13 protein-coding genes are annotated in these 13,479 nt (G+C 65.6%); 8 read left to right on the plus strand and 5 right to left on the minus strand.

Annotation, left to right across the window (positions count from 1 at the left end; genetic code table 11):
* Positions 1-103: 103 nt before the first annotated feature.
* The gene (locus tag LE190_RS09655) at positions 104-529 is read right to left on the minus strand and encodes a YybH family protein (RefSeq protein WP_225238499.1); all 426 of its coding nucleotides are present in this window, start codon (positions 527-529) and stop codon (positions 104-106) included.
* Between the two features lie 191 nt (positions 530-720).
* On the opposite strand from LE190_RS09655, the gene LE190_RS09660 reads away from it, so the two are divergent.
* From LE190_RS09660 to LE190_RS09670, 3 genes are read left to right on the plus strand one after another with little or no spacing between them, the layout of a single operon-like run.
* Entirely contained in the window at positions 721-1,170 is a 450-nt protein-coding gene (locus LE190_RS09660; protein WP_225238500.1) for an antitoxin Xre-like helix-turn-helix domain-containing protein, read from the plus strand.
* A 2-nt stretch (positions 1,171-1,172) separates the two neighbouring features.
* Positions 1,173-1,856 (plus strand): RES family NAD+ phosphorylase, encoded by a 684-nt coding sequence (locus LE190_RS09665; RefSeq protein WP_225238501.1) that lies wholly within the window; start codon positions 1,173-1,175, stop codon positions 1,854-1,856.
* Positions 1,857-1,886: 30 nt separating this feature from the next.
* Entirely contained in the window at positions 1,887-2,207 is a 321-nt protein-coding gene (locus LE190_RS09670; protein WP_225238502.1) for a DUF2288 domain-containing protein, read from the plus strand.
* Between the two features lie 14 nt (positions 2,208-2,221).
* Here the strand turns inward: LE190_RS09670 and LE190_RS09675 are convergent, their stop codons facing one another.
* Together LE190_RS09675 and LE190_RS09680 are read right to left on the minus strand one after the other, a co-directional pair.
* Positions 2,222-2,647, minus strand: a complete 426-nt coding sequence (locus LE190_RS09675) for an SEL1-like repeat protein (protein ID WP_225238503.1) — start codon at positions 2,645-2,647, stop codon at positions 2,222-2,224.
* Positions 2,644-4,680: a bifunctional 2',3'-cyclic-nucleotide 2'-phosphodiesterase/3'-nucleotidase gene (locus LE190_RS09680; protein WP_225238504.1), complete on the minus strand. Its 2,037-nt coding sequence runs from the start codon at positions 4,678-4,680 to the stop codon at positions 2,644-2,646. Before LE190_RS09680 ends, LE190_RS09675 begins: the two co-directional genes overlap by 4 nt.
* A gap of 180 nt (positions 4,681-4,860) precedes the next feature.
* Between LE190_RS09680 and prfB the strand changes: the two genes are divergently transcribed.
* The 3 genes from prfB to lysS all read left to right on the plus strand — a co-directional run bounded on the left by prfB (position 4,861) and on the right by lysS (position 8,207).
* Positions 4,861-5,965, plus strand: a protein-coding gene (gene prfB, locus LE190_RS09685; protein WP_225238505.1) for a peptide chain release factor 2 whose coding sequence is annotated in 2 segments (ribosomal slippage) — positions 4,861-4,941 and positions 4,943-5,965 — 1,104 coding nt in all. Because the reading frame shifts where the segments join, the coding sequence is not laid out codon by codon here.
* A 3-nt stretch (positions 5,966-5,968) separates the two neighbouring features.
* Entirely contained in the window at positions 5,969-6,643 is a 675-nt protein-coding gene (locus tag LE190_RS09690) for an HAD family hydrolase (protein ID WP_225238506.1), read from the plus strand.
* A gap of 28 nt (positions 6,644-6,671) precedes the next feature.
* Positions 6,672-8,207: a lysine--tRNA ligase gene (gene lysS / locus LE190_RS09695; RefSeq protein WP_225238507.1), complete on the plus strand. Its 1,536-nt coding sequence runs from the start codon at positions 6,672-6,674 to the stop codon at positions 8,205-8,207.
* A gap of 152 nt (positions 8,208-8,359) precedes the next feature.
* Here the strand turns inward: lysS and ppnN are convergent, their stop codons facing one another.
* A complete protein-coding gene (ppnN, locus tag LE190_RS09700) occupies positions 8,360-9,730 on the minus strand; it encodes a nucleotide 5'-monophosphate nucleosidase PpnN (protein WP_224944824.1) in 1,371 nt (456 codons plus the stop codon).
* Positions 9,731-10,039: 309 nt separating this feature from the next.
* Here ppnN and LE190_RS09705 point away from each other — a divergent pair, with 309 nt between their 5' ends.
* Positions 10,040-11,485 carry a peptide MFS transporter gene (locus tag LE190_RS09705; RefSeq protein WP_439847485.1) on the plus strand — a complete coding sequence of 482 codons (1,446 nt, stop codon included), beginning with the start codon at positions 10,040-10,042 and terminating at the stop codon, positions 11,483-11,485.
* A gap of 64 nt (positions 11,486-11,549) precedes the next feature.
* On the opposite strand, the gene LE190_RS09710 is transcribed toward LE190_RS09705, so the two are convergent.
* Entirely contained in the window at positions 11,550-12,449 is a 900-nt protein-coding gene (locus LE190_RS09710) for a LysR substrate-binding domain-containing protein (protein WP_225238508.1), read from the minus strand.
* A gap of 106 nt (positions 12,450-12,555) precedes the next feature.
* Between LE190_RS09710 and LE190_RS09715 the strand changes: the two genes are divergently transcribed.
* Entirely contained in the window at positions 12,556-13,479 is a 924-nt protein-coding gene (locus LE190_RS09715) for an NAD-dependent epimerase/dehydratase family protein (protein ID WP_225238509.1), read from the plus strand.

The raw sequence follows: 13,479 nt of genomic DNA on the forward strand, positions 1-13,479 counted from the left end.
GGGCGGCTCGAGCGGCCTGGCTGCACGGCCGCACCGGCCACGCCGTCCGCGCGGTGACCGCCGGCGGCAGGATCATCCGGCACGCAAGCGCGGCCGCCAGCGCTTATTTCGCAGGCGCGACGAAATCCGACCCGCGGTCGAACACCACTTCCCACTGCCCGGGCGCCTTCAGGCGCCAGATCGAATTGAAGCGCCCGATGCGCTGGCCGGCGGCGTTGAACACCGGGCCGCCGCTATACGCCAGCGTGCCGGAATCCACGACTTCCACCTCTTCCGGCTGCCAGGAGAACGGCGCCTGCGGCTTGTCGTAGAACTGGCGCCAGCCCCTGGCGATGGCGGCCTTGCCGCGCAGCGGGCCCTCGTTCCCGAAGAAAATCGCCTCGTCCGCGACATAGCGCTTGAAGCCCTCGAAATCGCGGGCCTTCATGGTGGCCGCGAAACCGCGCTCGGCCTCCATCACCTGCCGCTTCAGTTCGTGGTTCGCATCGCGGGCCTGGGTGCCTGGACTGGTGGCGGCCGCGGACAGCATCACGCATGCCGCAAGAAGAGAAAGCGAACGCGGGCGCATCGGTGTTGGTCTCCTGTGTGTGGTAGGTACTTTGCTTAAGCTTTTCTATACAGCAAGACGCCCAATTCTGGCACGGGCATACCAGGCTGACAACCAATCCTTGCAAACATTCCGGAATCGGAGTATAAGAAATCCAATTACGGAGAATCACGATGAACCTGGCCTACTCCTACCCCTACTCCTACCCGCGCAGCCGCTATGAGCCGGCGGTGCTGATCGAGCTGAATTCGCGTGCCGAGCGCGAGCGCCTGTCGCGCTCGGCCCTGCTGGGATTCTTCAAGCTGGCCGCGGCCTGGAAGCTGCGCGACGACGACGCCCGCGAACTGCTCGGCGGCTTGTCCTCGTCCACCTGGTACGACTGGAAGAAGAACCCGGACCGGGTACTGGAAGTGGACCGCATCACCCGCATTTCCTACTTGCTCGGCATCTACAAGGCCCTGCACATCCTGTACGGCGACGCGCTGGCCGACGAATGGGTGCACCTGCCCAATACCAACGCCGTGTTTGCCGGCCGTACGCCGTTGGCGGCGATGCTGGGCGGCGGCCTGCTGGCGATGCAGACGGTGCGCAAGCTGCTCGACGCGCGCCGGGGAGGCCTGTGATCTTGGCGCCGCTACCCCGCCTGACCCCGCTACGCCAGTTCGACACCTGCCGCCTGATTCCCTCGCGCTTCGCCGATGCGGAGGACTCGGTACTGGCCCCGCTGGCGGACAACGACGCCGTGCTGCGCGACCTGTTCGAGCTCGACAACGCCACCAACGAACGCCTGCGTGGCGAATCCGGCCTGCTGCCCGGCATCGGCGTGGACGAGCTGGTGTTCGGCCTGCCCAACTTCCGCATCGTGAACGCCGCCTTCACCTATGCGCGTCCGGAAGGCAGCCGCTTCAACGACGGCGAGCGCGGCGCCTGGTACTGCGCCTTCGCGGCCGAAACGGCACTGGCCGAAGTGGTGTTCCACAAGACCGTCGAATACGCCGAGATCGGGCGCTTCGACGACAGCGTCAGCTACCAGATGCTGCTGGCCGACTTCAACGCCAGCTTCCACGACCTGCGCGGCCTGGCCGCCTTCGAAGCCTGCCTGGACCCAAGCAGCTACATCGCCTCGCAGGCGCTCGCGCTCGAACTGCTGGAATGCGGCTCGATGGGCATCATCTACCCGAGCGTGCGCCATCCGGGCGGCACCAACCTGGCCTGCTTCCGTCCCGCACTGGTGGGCAATGTGCGCAAGGCGCAGACCTATCGGTTAACATGGCAGGGTTCGCCGCAACCGGCGGTCGAGATCACCTGAACCAGCAACAAGCAACAAGCGTAGAAGCCGATGAAGACCAATCCTGACAAAGACACCGAACTGCACGACAAGATCAACCGCGAGACCGCGCGCGTGAAGTGGAGCGAACTGGAACGCCACTTCGCCAGCGGCGCGGTGATCTGGGTCAGCGAGGAACTCGACCTGATCGATGTCGCCCTGCGCATCGCGCACGACGACAAGGACAGCGTCGGCACATGGATGGCGGCGGGGTCGGTGGCCAAGGTGAGCGACGCGCAGGCCCAGGCCTGGACCGCGGCCGACGCGACGCTGTGGGCCTCGGTGGTGAGCCCCTTCGTGCTGGTGCAGCCGGAACGGCGCCAGCTGCACTGAAGGCGGCGGCGCGCCTAGCGCTTCATCCCGGCGCGGTGCGAGAGCGCGTGCGCCGCGCGCCGCATGTATTGGTTCGCCTTTTCCGGGTCCTGTTCGAGCATGCCCAGCTGCTGCCAGGCTTCCGGGTAATCCAGCTCGGCCGCCGCGTGCAGCCAGCGCCGCGCAGCCGCTTCGTCCTTCGCCACGCCTGCCCCTTCGAGCAGCATGCCGGCCAGCAGGAACATCGCTTCCGGCATGCCGCGCCCGGCCGCCACCTGCAGCCAGTGCGCGGCCAGCGCCGCGTCGCCGCCGGCGCGGTAGGCCAGCGCGCGCCGGAACGCAAGGTCGCCTTCGTCGCCATGCTGGGCCCAGGCCGTTCCCGCCAGCGGCGCCTGGACCAAGGTGGCCAATACCAGCGCCGCCAGCGCCCCTCCCAGCTTGCGCTTCAGCTTGCGCTTCATTGCGACAGGTCGATCGCGTACAGCGCGACGCCCTTGCCGCGGCCATCGTCGGCCGCCACCTGCCGCACGCCGCGCAGGCCCGCTTCCGCGGCCAGCGCCGCCATGCCGGGCGCCGACGGGAACACCACCGGCCCGGCCGTCTTCACCGGCGTGAAGCGCCAGCTGCGGCTGGAGGCGTTGGCCGCGCGGGTCAGCTGCCCGGCCTTGCGCACATAGGCGATCAAGACATCGCGGCTGTTGTCGGGCGAGGCGATCACGGTCTTGCTGCCATCCAGGCCCGGGAAGTGGCCACCGCCGCTGGCGCGGTAGTTGTTGGTCGCGACCAGGAATTCCTGGTCCGCCGCCACCGGCCGGCCGCGCCAGCTCAGCTGGCGGATGCGTTCGCCCGGCGCGCGGGTGACGTCGATCTCGTAGCGCAGCTCGCTCGCGGTGGGGGTGTCGAAGTTGTAGCTGGCCACATCCAGGTTCACCAGCTGCTGCGGCGCGGTCTCGGCCGGATCGATGGTGCGGAAGCGCTGCGCTGCCTTTTCCAGCCAGGCCTTGAGGCCGGCACCGTCGACCTTCACCGCATACAGGGCGTTCGGATACAGGTAGAGGTCGGCCGCATTGTTCAGCGCCAGCGGACCGGGCTGCACATCGGTGTAGTCGGCCGCGCCGGCCACGCCGCTCTTGAACGGCGCCGTCATCGACAGCACCGGCAAATCCTTGTACTGCGGCAGGTTGGCGGCCACGTAATCCTGCACGTACGCGGTCTGGGCCTGGTTGACCACCTGCAGCGCCGAGACGTCGCCGACGTCCGCGAAATAGCTCGACATGCGGAACTCGGTTGCGCCCACCGGGGTCTTCACGTAGCGGATGGTGGCCTCGTGCTCCGCCTGCACCAGCCGCATGACGGCCGGATCGGCGTCGACGAAGCTGTTCGCGCCGGTCTGGGCGGCGCGCGCCTGCACCACCGTGCGCTCGCGTTCGACCAGCCAGCGCTTGCCGTCGTGGCGCAGCTGAAGCTGGATCACGCCCAGGTGCTTGCCCCACAGGTTGGGCATCACGGTGGGCACGCCGTGCACCAGGCCCTTCACCTTGTCCACCCCCGGCAGGTTGAACTGGGGGACCGTGCTGTCAGCGTTCGGGAACAGCTGGTGCGAATGCCCCAGCAGCATGGCGTCGATGCCGTCCACCTTCGCCAGGTGCCAGTTGGCGTTTTCCATGGCCGGACTGTAGGGACTGGCGTCCAGGCCGCCGTGCGAAATGGCGACCACCAGGTCGGCGCCCTGGCGGCGCATCTCCGGCACGTAGCGCCGGGCCGCCTCGACCACGCCCTGGGTAGTCACCCGCCCTTCCAGCCAGCGCCTGTCCCATTCCATGATGGTGGGCGGCGCAAAGCCGATGATTCCCACCCGCAGCAGGGCGCGCACCGGCTTGCCGGCGGCGTCCAGCGCCTGCACCTGCTTGTCGATGATCGCGTAGGGTGGGAACAGCGGCTTGTTCGTCTTTGCGCTGACCACGTTGGCCAGCACCATCGGGAACGCCGGGCCGGCGCAGCGCCGCGGCTGCTCCACGCCGGCCACCTGGAAGCGCTTGCCGGTCACTTGGCCAAGGAAGCCCAGTCCGTAGTTGAACTCGTGGTTGCCGATCCCCGCGCCGTCGTATTTCAGGCCGTTCATCACTTTGTAGATGCCGAGCGTCTCGCCGCAGCCCACCGGCTTGACCTGGGCCTGGTAGTCGGCCAGCGCGGTGCCCTGGATGGTGTCGCCATTGTCGAGCAGCACGGTGTTCGGGAATTCCGCGCGCGCCTGCCGGATCAGGGTGGCGGTGCGGTCAAGGCCATGCGAGGGTTCGGGCGCCAGCTTGTAGTAGTCGTAGCCCACGACGTTGGCATGCAGGTCGGTCGTTTCCAGCAGCGCCAGGCTGGCGGTGGTGCCGGCCGCCGCCCCCGCTGGCTTGGCCGGCTTGGCCGGCTTGGCCGCGAGCGCGGGTACGCTGAGGAGCGCCGGAAGCAGCGCGATGCAAATTTGGTAACGCAAATGGGTGGCCATGGGGAAAGAACGGAACAGAACCGGGGGATGATATGCCAGCACGGCGCTTCCGGGCAAGGGAGGCCTGCGGCAGCGGCCCTGCATGCGCCATCCCCGGCGCCATCCCGGACGCCGTCCTCGGGTATAATCGACGGTTCGATTCAATGCACGTTTAAACCTCTTAGAAGACTGCCAAAGACCATGGAAGCTGAACGCATCAATGCCATTTCCTCCCTGCTGAACGACCTGACCAGCCGTGAAGCCGAACTTCGGAGGTATCTTTGACTTCGATCGCAAGTCGGAGAAACTAGAACAGGTCAACCAGGAACTGGAAGACCCCACCGTCTGGAACGACCAGAAGCGGGCCCAGGACCTCGGCAAGGAAAAAAAGGCCCTGGAAGCCGTCGTGCTGACGCTCGAGAAGGCCAAGGCCGACCTGGCGGATGCGACCGACCTGTTCGAGATGGCCAAGGAAGAAGGCGACCACGACACCCTTGAATCGATCGGCGGCGATGCCGAGGCGATCCAGAAGATCATCGAGTCGATGGAATTCCGCCGCATGTTCAGCAACCCGATGGACCATGCGAACTGCTTCATCGACATCCAGGCCGGCGCCGGCGGCACCGAAGCCCAGGACTGGGCGTCGATGCTGCTGCGCCAGTACCTGCGCTATTGCGAACGCAAGGGCTTCAAGGCCGAGATCCTGGAACAGTCCGAGGGTGAGGTCGCGGGCATCAAGACCGCCACCATCAAGGTCGACGGCGAGTACGCCTACGGCCACCTGCGCACCGAGACCGGCGTGCACCGCCTGGTGCGCAAGTCGCCATTCGATTCGGCCAACGGCCGGCACACCTCGTTTACCTCGCTGTTCGTGTATCCGGAAGTGGACGACTCGATCGAGATCGAGATCAACCCGGCCGACGTGCGCATCGATACCTACCGCGCATCCGGCGCGGGCGGCCAGCACATCAACAAGACCGACTCCGCGGTGCGCCTGACGCACGGCCCGTCGGGCATCGTGGTGCAGTGCCAGAACGACCGCTCGCAGCACCGCAACAAGGCCGAGGCCTGGGACATGCTGCGCGCCAAGCTGTACGAACTCGAACTGCGCAACCGCATGAGCGAGCAGCAGAAGCTGGAAGACTCCAAGACCGACGTCGGCTGGGGCCACCAGATCCGCTCCTACGTGCTGGACCAGTCGCGCATCAAGGACCTGCGCACCGGTTTCGAGACCGGCAACACCAAGAACGTGCTGGACGGCGACCTGGACGACTTCATCTCCGCTTCGCTCAAGCAGGGCGTCTGAGCGATGCACAGCGCTCCTGCGACGCCTGCGCGTGCCTTCCTGTTCGACATGGAAGGCACCATCGTCGACAACATGGGCTTCCACACGGACTCGTGGATCACCTTCTTCGCACGCCGTGGCCGCGCGATCGAGGCGGAGGAATTCTTCCGCGCGACGGCCGGCCGCCAGGGCGGCGAGATCATCCGCAGCTACCTTGGCGAGCACCTGCCCGATGACGAAGTCGCCCGGCTGAACCACGAGAAGGAATCGGTGTACCGCGAGCTGTACGCGCCGCACCTGGAGGCCGTCACCGGCTTCGACGCCCTGATCGCACGGGCGAAAGAGCAAGGCGTGAAGCTGGCGGTCGGCACCGCCGCGCCGCCGGCCAACGTCGCCTTCACCCTCGACGGCCTGGACCTGCGCCGTCACTTCGACGCCATCGTCGGCGCGCAGGATGTCGCGCGCGGCAAGCCGCATCCGGACGTGTTCCTGAAGGCGGCCGAACTGTGCGGCGTGGCGCCGGAACACTGCATCGTGTTCGAGGACGCGCCGCTGGGCGTGGAAGCGGCGCGCCGTGCCGGCATGTCCTGCGTCGTCCTGACAACCACCCTGCCACCTGAAGCGTTCACCGGTTTCGACAACGTCATCGCCATTGTGCGCGACTTCGGCGAACTGAAGGCCGAACTGCTGTTCGCCTAAACAACCTACAAAAACAGTCCATCCCATCATGACTACGGAAAACCAAGACCAGACGCCGCTGCCGGCGCTCGACGAGAACAAGATCATGGCCGAGCGCCGCGCCAAGCTGGCCGCGCTGCGCCAGCAGGGCAACCCCTTCCCGAACGACTTCGTCCCGCAGGACAAGGCCGCCGACCTGGTCGAGACCTACAACGGCAAGACCCGCGAAGAGCTGGAAGCCGAACCGGTTGCCGTCAAGCTGGCCGGCCGCATGATGCTGCGCCGCGAAGCCGGCAAGAAGGCTGCCTTCGCCACCCTGCAGGACAGCTCGGGCCCGATGGCCTCGGGCCGCATCCAGATCTACATCACGGTGGACTCCGCCGGCGAAGACGCGATGGAAGCGCTGCGCTCCTACGACCTGGGCGACATCCTGGGCATCGAAGGCGTGCTGTTCAAGACGAAAGTCGAGGAACTGACCATCAAGGTCACGAAGCTGCGCCTGATCGCCAAGGCCCTGCGCCCGCTGCCGGACAAGTTCCACGGCCTGGCCGACCAGGAGACCAAGTACCGCCAGCGCTACGTCGACCTGATCATGAACGAAGAGACGCGCCGCACCTTCAAGGCGCGCACCGCCGCCATGTCCTCGATGCGGCGCTTCATGGAAAAGCACGGCTTCATGGAAGTCGAGACCCCGATGCTGCACCCGATCCCGGGCGGCGCCGCGGCCAAGCCCTTCATCACCCACCACAATGCGCTGGACATGGAAATGTACCTGCGCATCGCGCCCGAGCTCTACCTGAAGCGACTGGTGGTGGGCGGCTTCGACCGCGTGTTCGAGATCAATCGCAACTTCCGCAACGAAGGCGTGTCGGTCCGTCACAACCCGGAATTCACGATGATGGAATTCTATGCGGCCTACACCGACTACAAGTGGATCATGGACTTCACCGAGCAGGTGATCCGCCAGGCCGCGATCGATTCGAACGGTAGCGCCGTACTCACCTATGGTGGCCGCGAACTCGACCTGTCCAAGCCGTTCCAGCGCCTGACCATCGTCGAAGCGATCGACAAGTACGCGCCGGGCTACACGACCGAGCAGCTGAACGACATGAGCTTCCTGAAGCAGGAACTGCTGAAGTTCGGCGTCAAGCCCTTCGCGACGTCCGGCCTGGGCGCGCTGCAGCTGGCCCTGTTCGAAGAGACCGCCGAATCCCTGCTGTGGGAACCGACCTTCATCATCGACTATCCGGTGGAAGTGTCGCCGCTGGCGCGCGCTTCGGACACCCGTGAGGGCATCACCGAGCGCTTCGAGCTGTTCATGGTGGGCCGCGAGATCGCCAACGGCTTCTCGGAACTGAACGATCCGGAAGACCAGGCTGCGCGTTTCCTGTCGCAGGTGGCGGCCAAGGACGCAGGCGACGACGAAGCGATGTTCTACGACGCTGATTACATCCGCGCGCTCGAATACGGCATGCCGCCGGCCGGCGGCTGCGGCATCGGCATCGACCGCCTGATGATGCTGATCACGGATTCGCCGAACATTCGCGACGTGCTGCTGTTCCCGCACCTGCGCAAGGAAGACTGAGCGATACCATGCTCATGAAAAAAGCGGCCTCGGCCGCTTTTTTTGTAGGGTGGGCAAGTTCCTTGCCCACGCGGCGATCGTTTTCCGCCAGATCATCCGGGACGAGAGCGGAGCCGCTAACGATCACCGCGTGGGCGGGAAACCCGCCCACCCTACTGAACGATCGTATAGCAGGGCGTGTAGGCCTTGCCCGGCAGTTTCATCCGGCTCTGCTCCACGAACGAGGCCAGCAGCGCATCCATCGGTTCCATGATCGCGCTCTCGCCCTGGATCTCGTACTTGCCGTACTGCTCGATCGCGCGGATTCCTTCTTCCTTCACGTTACCCGCCACGATGCCCGAGAAGGCGCGCCGCAGGTCGGCCGCCAGCAGGTGCGGCGCCTGGTTGCGGTGCAGGTTCAGGTTGCGCATGTTCTCGTGGGTCGGACGGAAGGGTTTCTGGAATTCCGGGTCGATGCGCAGGCGCCAGTTGAAGTAATAGGCGTCGCTGTGGGCCTTGCGGAACTCGCGCACCGCCTTGATGCCGCCGTCCATCTCGCGCGCCACCGCTTCCGGATCGTCGACGATGATCTTGTAGCGTCGCCGCGCAGCCTCGCCCAGGGTGAGCCCGATGAAGTGGTCGATCTGGTCGAAGTAGGCGCGCGCCGAGGCGGGTCCCGTAAAGACCAGCGGGAAGGGCATCTCGGCGTTCTCCGGATGCAGCAGGATGCCGAGGATGTACAGGATCTCTTCGGCGGTGCCGGCCCCGCCCGGGAACACGACGATGCCGTGCCCGGTGCGGACAAACGCTTCCAGGCGCTTCTCGATGTCGGGCATGATGACCAAGTCGTTGACGATCGGGTTCGGCGATTCGGCCGCGATGATGCCCGGCTCCGAGATGCCGAGATAGCGTCCGCCGCGGATGCGCTGCTTCGAGTGGCCGATGGCGGCGCCCTTCATCGGGCCCTTCATCGCGCCCGGGCCGCAACCGGTGCAGATATCGAGCTCGCGCAGGCCGAGCGCGTAGCCGACTTCCTTGGTATAGGTGTACTCGACCCGGTTGATCGAGTGGCCGCCCCAGCACACCACCATGTTCGGATTGCGCTGCGGCTGCAGCACGTTGGCGTTGCGCAGGATGTGGAATACCGCGTCGGTAATGCCTTCCGGGCGGTTCAGGTCAAACTTCGGATTGTCGGTGACTTCGAAATGCACATACACGATATCGCGCAGCACCGAGAACAGGTGCTCGTGGATACCGCGGATCATCCTGCCGTCGACGAAGGCGTGCACCGGCGCGCTGCGGATGTCGAGCTTGATGCCGCGCTCGCGCTGCAGGATGTTGATGTCGAAATCGCGGTAGCGCTCCAGCAGCTCCTTGCCATCGTCGATCGAGCTGCCTGAATTGAGCACGGCGAGCGCGCACTTGCGGAACACGTCATACAGGCCGCGCTTGCTGGTGTCGAGCAGCTTGGCGACTTCGGCTTTCGACAGGACTTCGAGCCGGCCTTCCGGAGAAATCAGGGCGTCGATTACTTCATGGGTCATGGTTTTGTTTTCCCTTTCGAACGGTAACACGTCTGGCCTGATTGCCAATATACGCCAAAGCGCCGCGTTTTGTCCCTACGCTTGGCGCACCTGTTCGCCGCCCTCCACAGGCACGCCACGCGTCAATACCACATCCAGAAAAAGTTCGCTGGCGATGAGCGATTTACACTAAAATGCGTGCCAACTGGAATTTTCCGGATTCGGCAATTCCAATAAAAACGATCGTTTAAAAAACACTATTTCGGGAGGAACCGCATGAGCGGTGCAGCTACTTCAGCCAAGGGACCGATCCCAGAATTCAAGCAGATCATGGGCCATCCAGCGCCATTGTGGATGCTGTTCATGACTGAATTCTGGGAACGCTTCGCGTTCTACGGCATTCGTTGGGCCCTGGTGCTCTACATCGTCGCCCAGTTCTACGGTGGCGACGCCGTCGGCCAGGCCGACGCCAACCTGACCTACGGTTCCTATCTCGCACTGGTGTATGCCGGCGCGGTCCTGGGCGGCTACGTGGCCGACCGGGTCATCGGCTACCAGCGTTCGATCCTGGTCGGCGCGGTGTTCATGGCGGCCGGCCTGTTCATGATCACCCTGCCCGACCAGGAGATCTTCAAGCTCGGCCTGGCCACCATCATCGTCGGCAACGGCATGTTCAAGCCGAACATCTCGGCCATGGTCGGCCAGCTGTACTCGATCGAAGATACCCGCCGCGACTCCGGCTTCACCATCTTCTACATGGGCATCAACGCGGGCGCCTTCTTCGCCCCGATCGTCACCGGCGAACTGGCCGAGCGCCTGAGCGACGGCGCCGTGCCGGCCTACAAGGCGGTGTTCTTCGCCGCCGGCATCGGCATGCTGATCGCACTGGTGTGGTTCTACATCGGCCGCAAGCAGCTCAAGGGCATCGGTGCGCCGGTCGGCGAACTGGCCAGCCCGAAGCGCCTGCTCGGCGTGATCGTCGGCTCGCTGGTCGTGATCCCGGTCGTCTACCTGCTGCTGCGCGCCGGCGCCGCCAACCTGCAGATCGTCCTGTCGATCATGTTCGTGATCCTGGCGCTGATGCTGATCGTCGAAGGCGTCCGCGAAGGCAAGGTGTCGCGCGACAAGACGATCGCCATGATGATCATCTTCTTCTTCAACATCCTGTTCTGGTGCTTCTTCGAGCAGGCCGGCAGCTCGTTTACCTTCCTGGCCGACCAGATCGTCAACCGCAACTTCCTCGGCTGGGAAATCCCGGTCGCCTACTTCCAGTCGGTGAACTCGGTGGCCATCATCGCGCTGGCACCGATCATCGCCGCGATCTGGGTCGCGATGGGCAAGCGCAACGTCAACCCGTCGATCCCGCGCAAGTTCGGCCTGGGCATCATCATCAACGGCCTGGCCTTCGGCCTGCTGATGTACGCGCTGTCGCAGCTGCTCGACCCGGTCGGTCAAATCCCGGCCTGGACCCTGCTGGCCGTGTACACGATCCAGTCGATCGGTGAGCTGTGCCTGTCGCCGATCGGCCTGTCGATGGTCACCAAGCTGGCACCGACCCGCCTGGTGGGCCTGGGCATGGGCGGCTGGTTCCTGTCGACCGGTATCGGCAACAACCTGTCGGGCATCTTCGCCTCGCACGTCTCGGGCGAGTCGGGCATGTCGGTGGCCTCCGCACTGAGCGGCTACACCTCGGGCTTCTACATCCTGCTGGGCGGCGGCATCCTGCTGTTCCTGCTGGCTCCGCTCATCCAGAAGCTGATGCACGGCGTGAAGTAAGCGTCTTCGCACTTCCAACAAGAACGGCGGCCCGCGGGCCGCCGTTTTTTGTTCCCGGCGCGTTTCAGCGCCGGTCCAGGGTCGCTTCCATCGCCCGCATCTCGGCCACCATCCAGTCACGGAAGCGCTGCACCTTCAGCATGCCTTCCTTGTGCGGATTGGCCAGGAAGCGGTAGCCGCTCTCGAAGCGCGCGCTGCGGCAGGGAATCTGGCGCAGCGCGCCCGACTGGATATCGCCGAACGCAATTCCGTAGGGCACCAGGGCCACCCCCTGCCCCGCCACCGCCGCCTGCACCAGCACGCCCCAGTGCGTATACATGCGTGAGAAATCGTACCTGCCCTTCAGCGCCCGGTTCTCGTTGAGCAGCTGCAGCCAGGCCTCGGGCGACTGCACCACCAGCAGGTGGTGCTGGGCCAGGTCGGCCAGGCCCAGGGCCTCCTGGCCAGGGGCCAGCAGCTCGGGACTGTACACTGGCACCAGGCGCTCGCGGAACAGCACCGCCGGATCGCCTTCGCCCACCGGCCCATAGCGGATCGCGACATCGGTGCTGTCGGCCTGCAGGTCCACCGGCGCGTCGTTCGAATCGATGCGGATGTCCAGCTCCGGATACAGCTTGGTGAAGCGGTGCATGCGCGGCACCAGCCACTTGATGGCGAACGAATGCGTGGTCGAGATGCGCAGCACCGCTTCCTCGTCGCCACGCTGCAGCGCGGCGACCTTGGCCCGCAGGTCGGCCAGCATGCGTCCGGTGGCCACTGCCAGTTCCTGGCCCTTCTCGGTCAGGGCGATGTGGCGCGGATGGCGCACGAACAGCGCGAAGCCGATGTTTTCCTCGAGCTGCTTGACCTGCAGGCTGACCGCGGCCGGCGTCTTGTGCAGCTCGCGCGCGGCCAGCTTGAAGCTGCCCCAGCGCGCCGCGCAATCGAAGTCGAGCAGGCCGGAGAGGCTGCGCAAGGGTTTCATGAAAGCTCCATGAATAAATATTTCTTATTCATTGTACGTACTTTTTCTCGGTTGCCGGTTTTTGCTGCTTTGCAGAAAATATACCTTATCCTACAAGGGAAACATCATGGCCAAGCATATACTGGTGATCGGCGGTACCCGCTACTTCGGCAAACTCCTGGTGCAGCGCCTGCTGCGAGCGGGCCACCAGGTCAGCATCGCCACACGCGGCTATGCGCCCGACCCCTTCGGCGGGCGCATCACCCGGATCCGGGTCGACCGTCGCAACGAGCACGCGATGCGCAACGCCTTTCGCGACTGCCGCTACGACATCGTGTACGACCAGATGTGCTATTCGCCGCTCGACGCCGCGATCTCGACCCGGGTCTTCGCCGGCAAGGTGGGGCGCTACGTGATGAGCTCGACCATCGACGCCTACCGCGAGGCGGTGCCCACCGCCGACGGGATCTACCGTGAAGCCGACCTGCCGGTGCTGGCGCGCCGCATCGACACGGGCTACCCGTGGCACGACCCGGCCCGCGCGGTGGAAAGCTACGTGGCAGGCAAGGTGCAGGCCGAAGCCTACCTGGTGCGCGACGGCAGCCTGCCGCTGGCCACGGTGCGCCTGGCCCACGTGCTGGGCGGGCCGGAGGACTTCACCGGACGCCTGGCCCACTACGTCGACCTGGTGCGCGCCGGCGCGCCCCTGCATTACACCAACGCTGCTGCGCGCGTGTCCTTCATGGAAGCCGCGGGCGCCGCCGACTTCCTGCTGTGGGCGGGCATGCAGGACTTCCGCGGTGCGGTGAATGCCGCCGATGACGGCGCCCTGTCCGCCTTCGAGCTGCATGCGCGCGTCGCGCGGGTGCTGGACGCGCCGGCCGCGGCGACGCGGGTAGCGGCGCAGGCACCGGGGCAGCTGTCGCCCTTCGATTTCGCCACGCCGCTGGCGCTGGACACGACACGCGCCCGGGCGCTGGGCTACCGCTTCGGCCACACGGACGACTGGCTGGACGACGCGATCCGGCATCACGACCTGGCTTTCGTATAA

The organism is Massilia hydrophila (assembly GCF_020208145.1).
Lineage (GTDB): Bacteria > Pseudomonadota > Gammaproteobacteria > Burkholderiales > Burkholderiaceae_D > Telluria > Telluria hydrophila.

Bases quoted from the DNA above. Each gene is read 5' to 3' on its own strand.
- LE190_RS09675 (WP_225238503.1), bottom strand. From the start codon at position 2,647: ATGAAGCGCAAGCTGAAGCGCAAGCTGGGAGGGGCGCTGGCGGCGCTG.
- LE190_RS09710 (WP_225238508.1), bottom strand. From the start codon at position 12,449: ATGAAACCCTTGCGCAGCCTCTCCGGCCTGCTCGACTTCGATTGCGCG.
- lysS (WP_225238507.1), top strand. From the start codon at position 6,672: ATGACTACGGAAAACCAAGACCAGACGCCGCTGCCGGCGCTCGACGAG.
- LE190_RS09715 (WP_225238509.1), top strand. From the start codon at position 12,556: ATGGCCAAGCATATACTGGTGATCGGCGGTACCCGCTACTTCGGCAAA.
- LE190_RS09705 (WP_439847485.1), top strand. From the start codon at position 10,040: ATGGGCCATCCAGCGCCATTGTGGATGCTGTTCATGACTGAATTCTGG.
- ppnN (WP_224944824.1), bottom strand. From the start codon at position 9,730: ATGACCCATGAAGTAATCGACGCCCTGATTTCTCCGGAAGGCCGGCTC.
- LE190_RS09680 (WP_225238504.1), bottom strand. From the start codon at position 4,680: ATGGCCACCCATTTGCGTTACCAAATTTGCATCGCGCTGCTTCCGGCG.
- LE190_RS09655 (WP_225238499.1), bottom strand. From the start codon at position 529: ATGCTGTCCGCGGCCGCCACCAGTCCAGGCACCCAGGCCCGCGATGCG.
- LE190_RS09660 (WP_225238500.1), top strand. From the start codon at position 721: ATGAACCTGGCCTACTCCTACCCCTACTCCTACCCGCGCAGCCGCTAT.
- LE190_RS09670 (WP_225238502.1), top strand. From the start codon at position 1,887: ATGAAGACCAATCCTGACAAAGACACCGAACTGCACGACAAGATCAAC.
- LE190_RS09690 (WP_225238506.1), top strand. From the start codon at position 5,969: ATGCACAGCGCTCCTGCGACGCCTGCGCGTGCCTTCCTGTTCGACATG.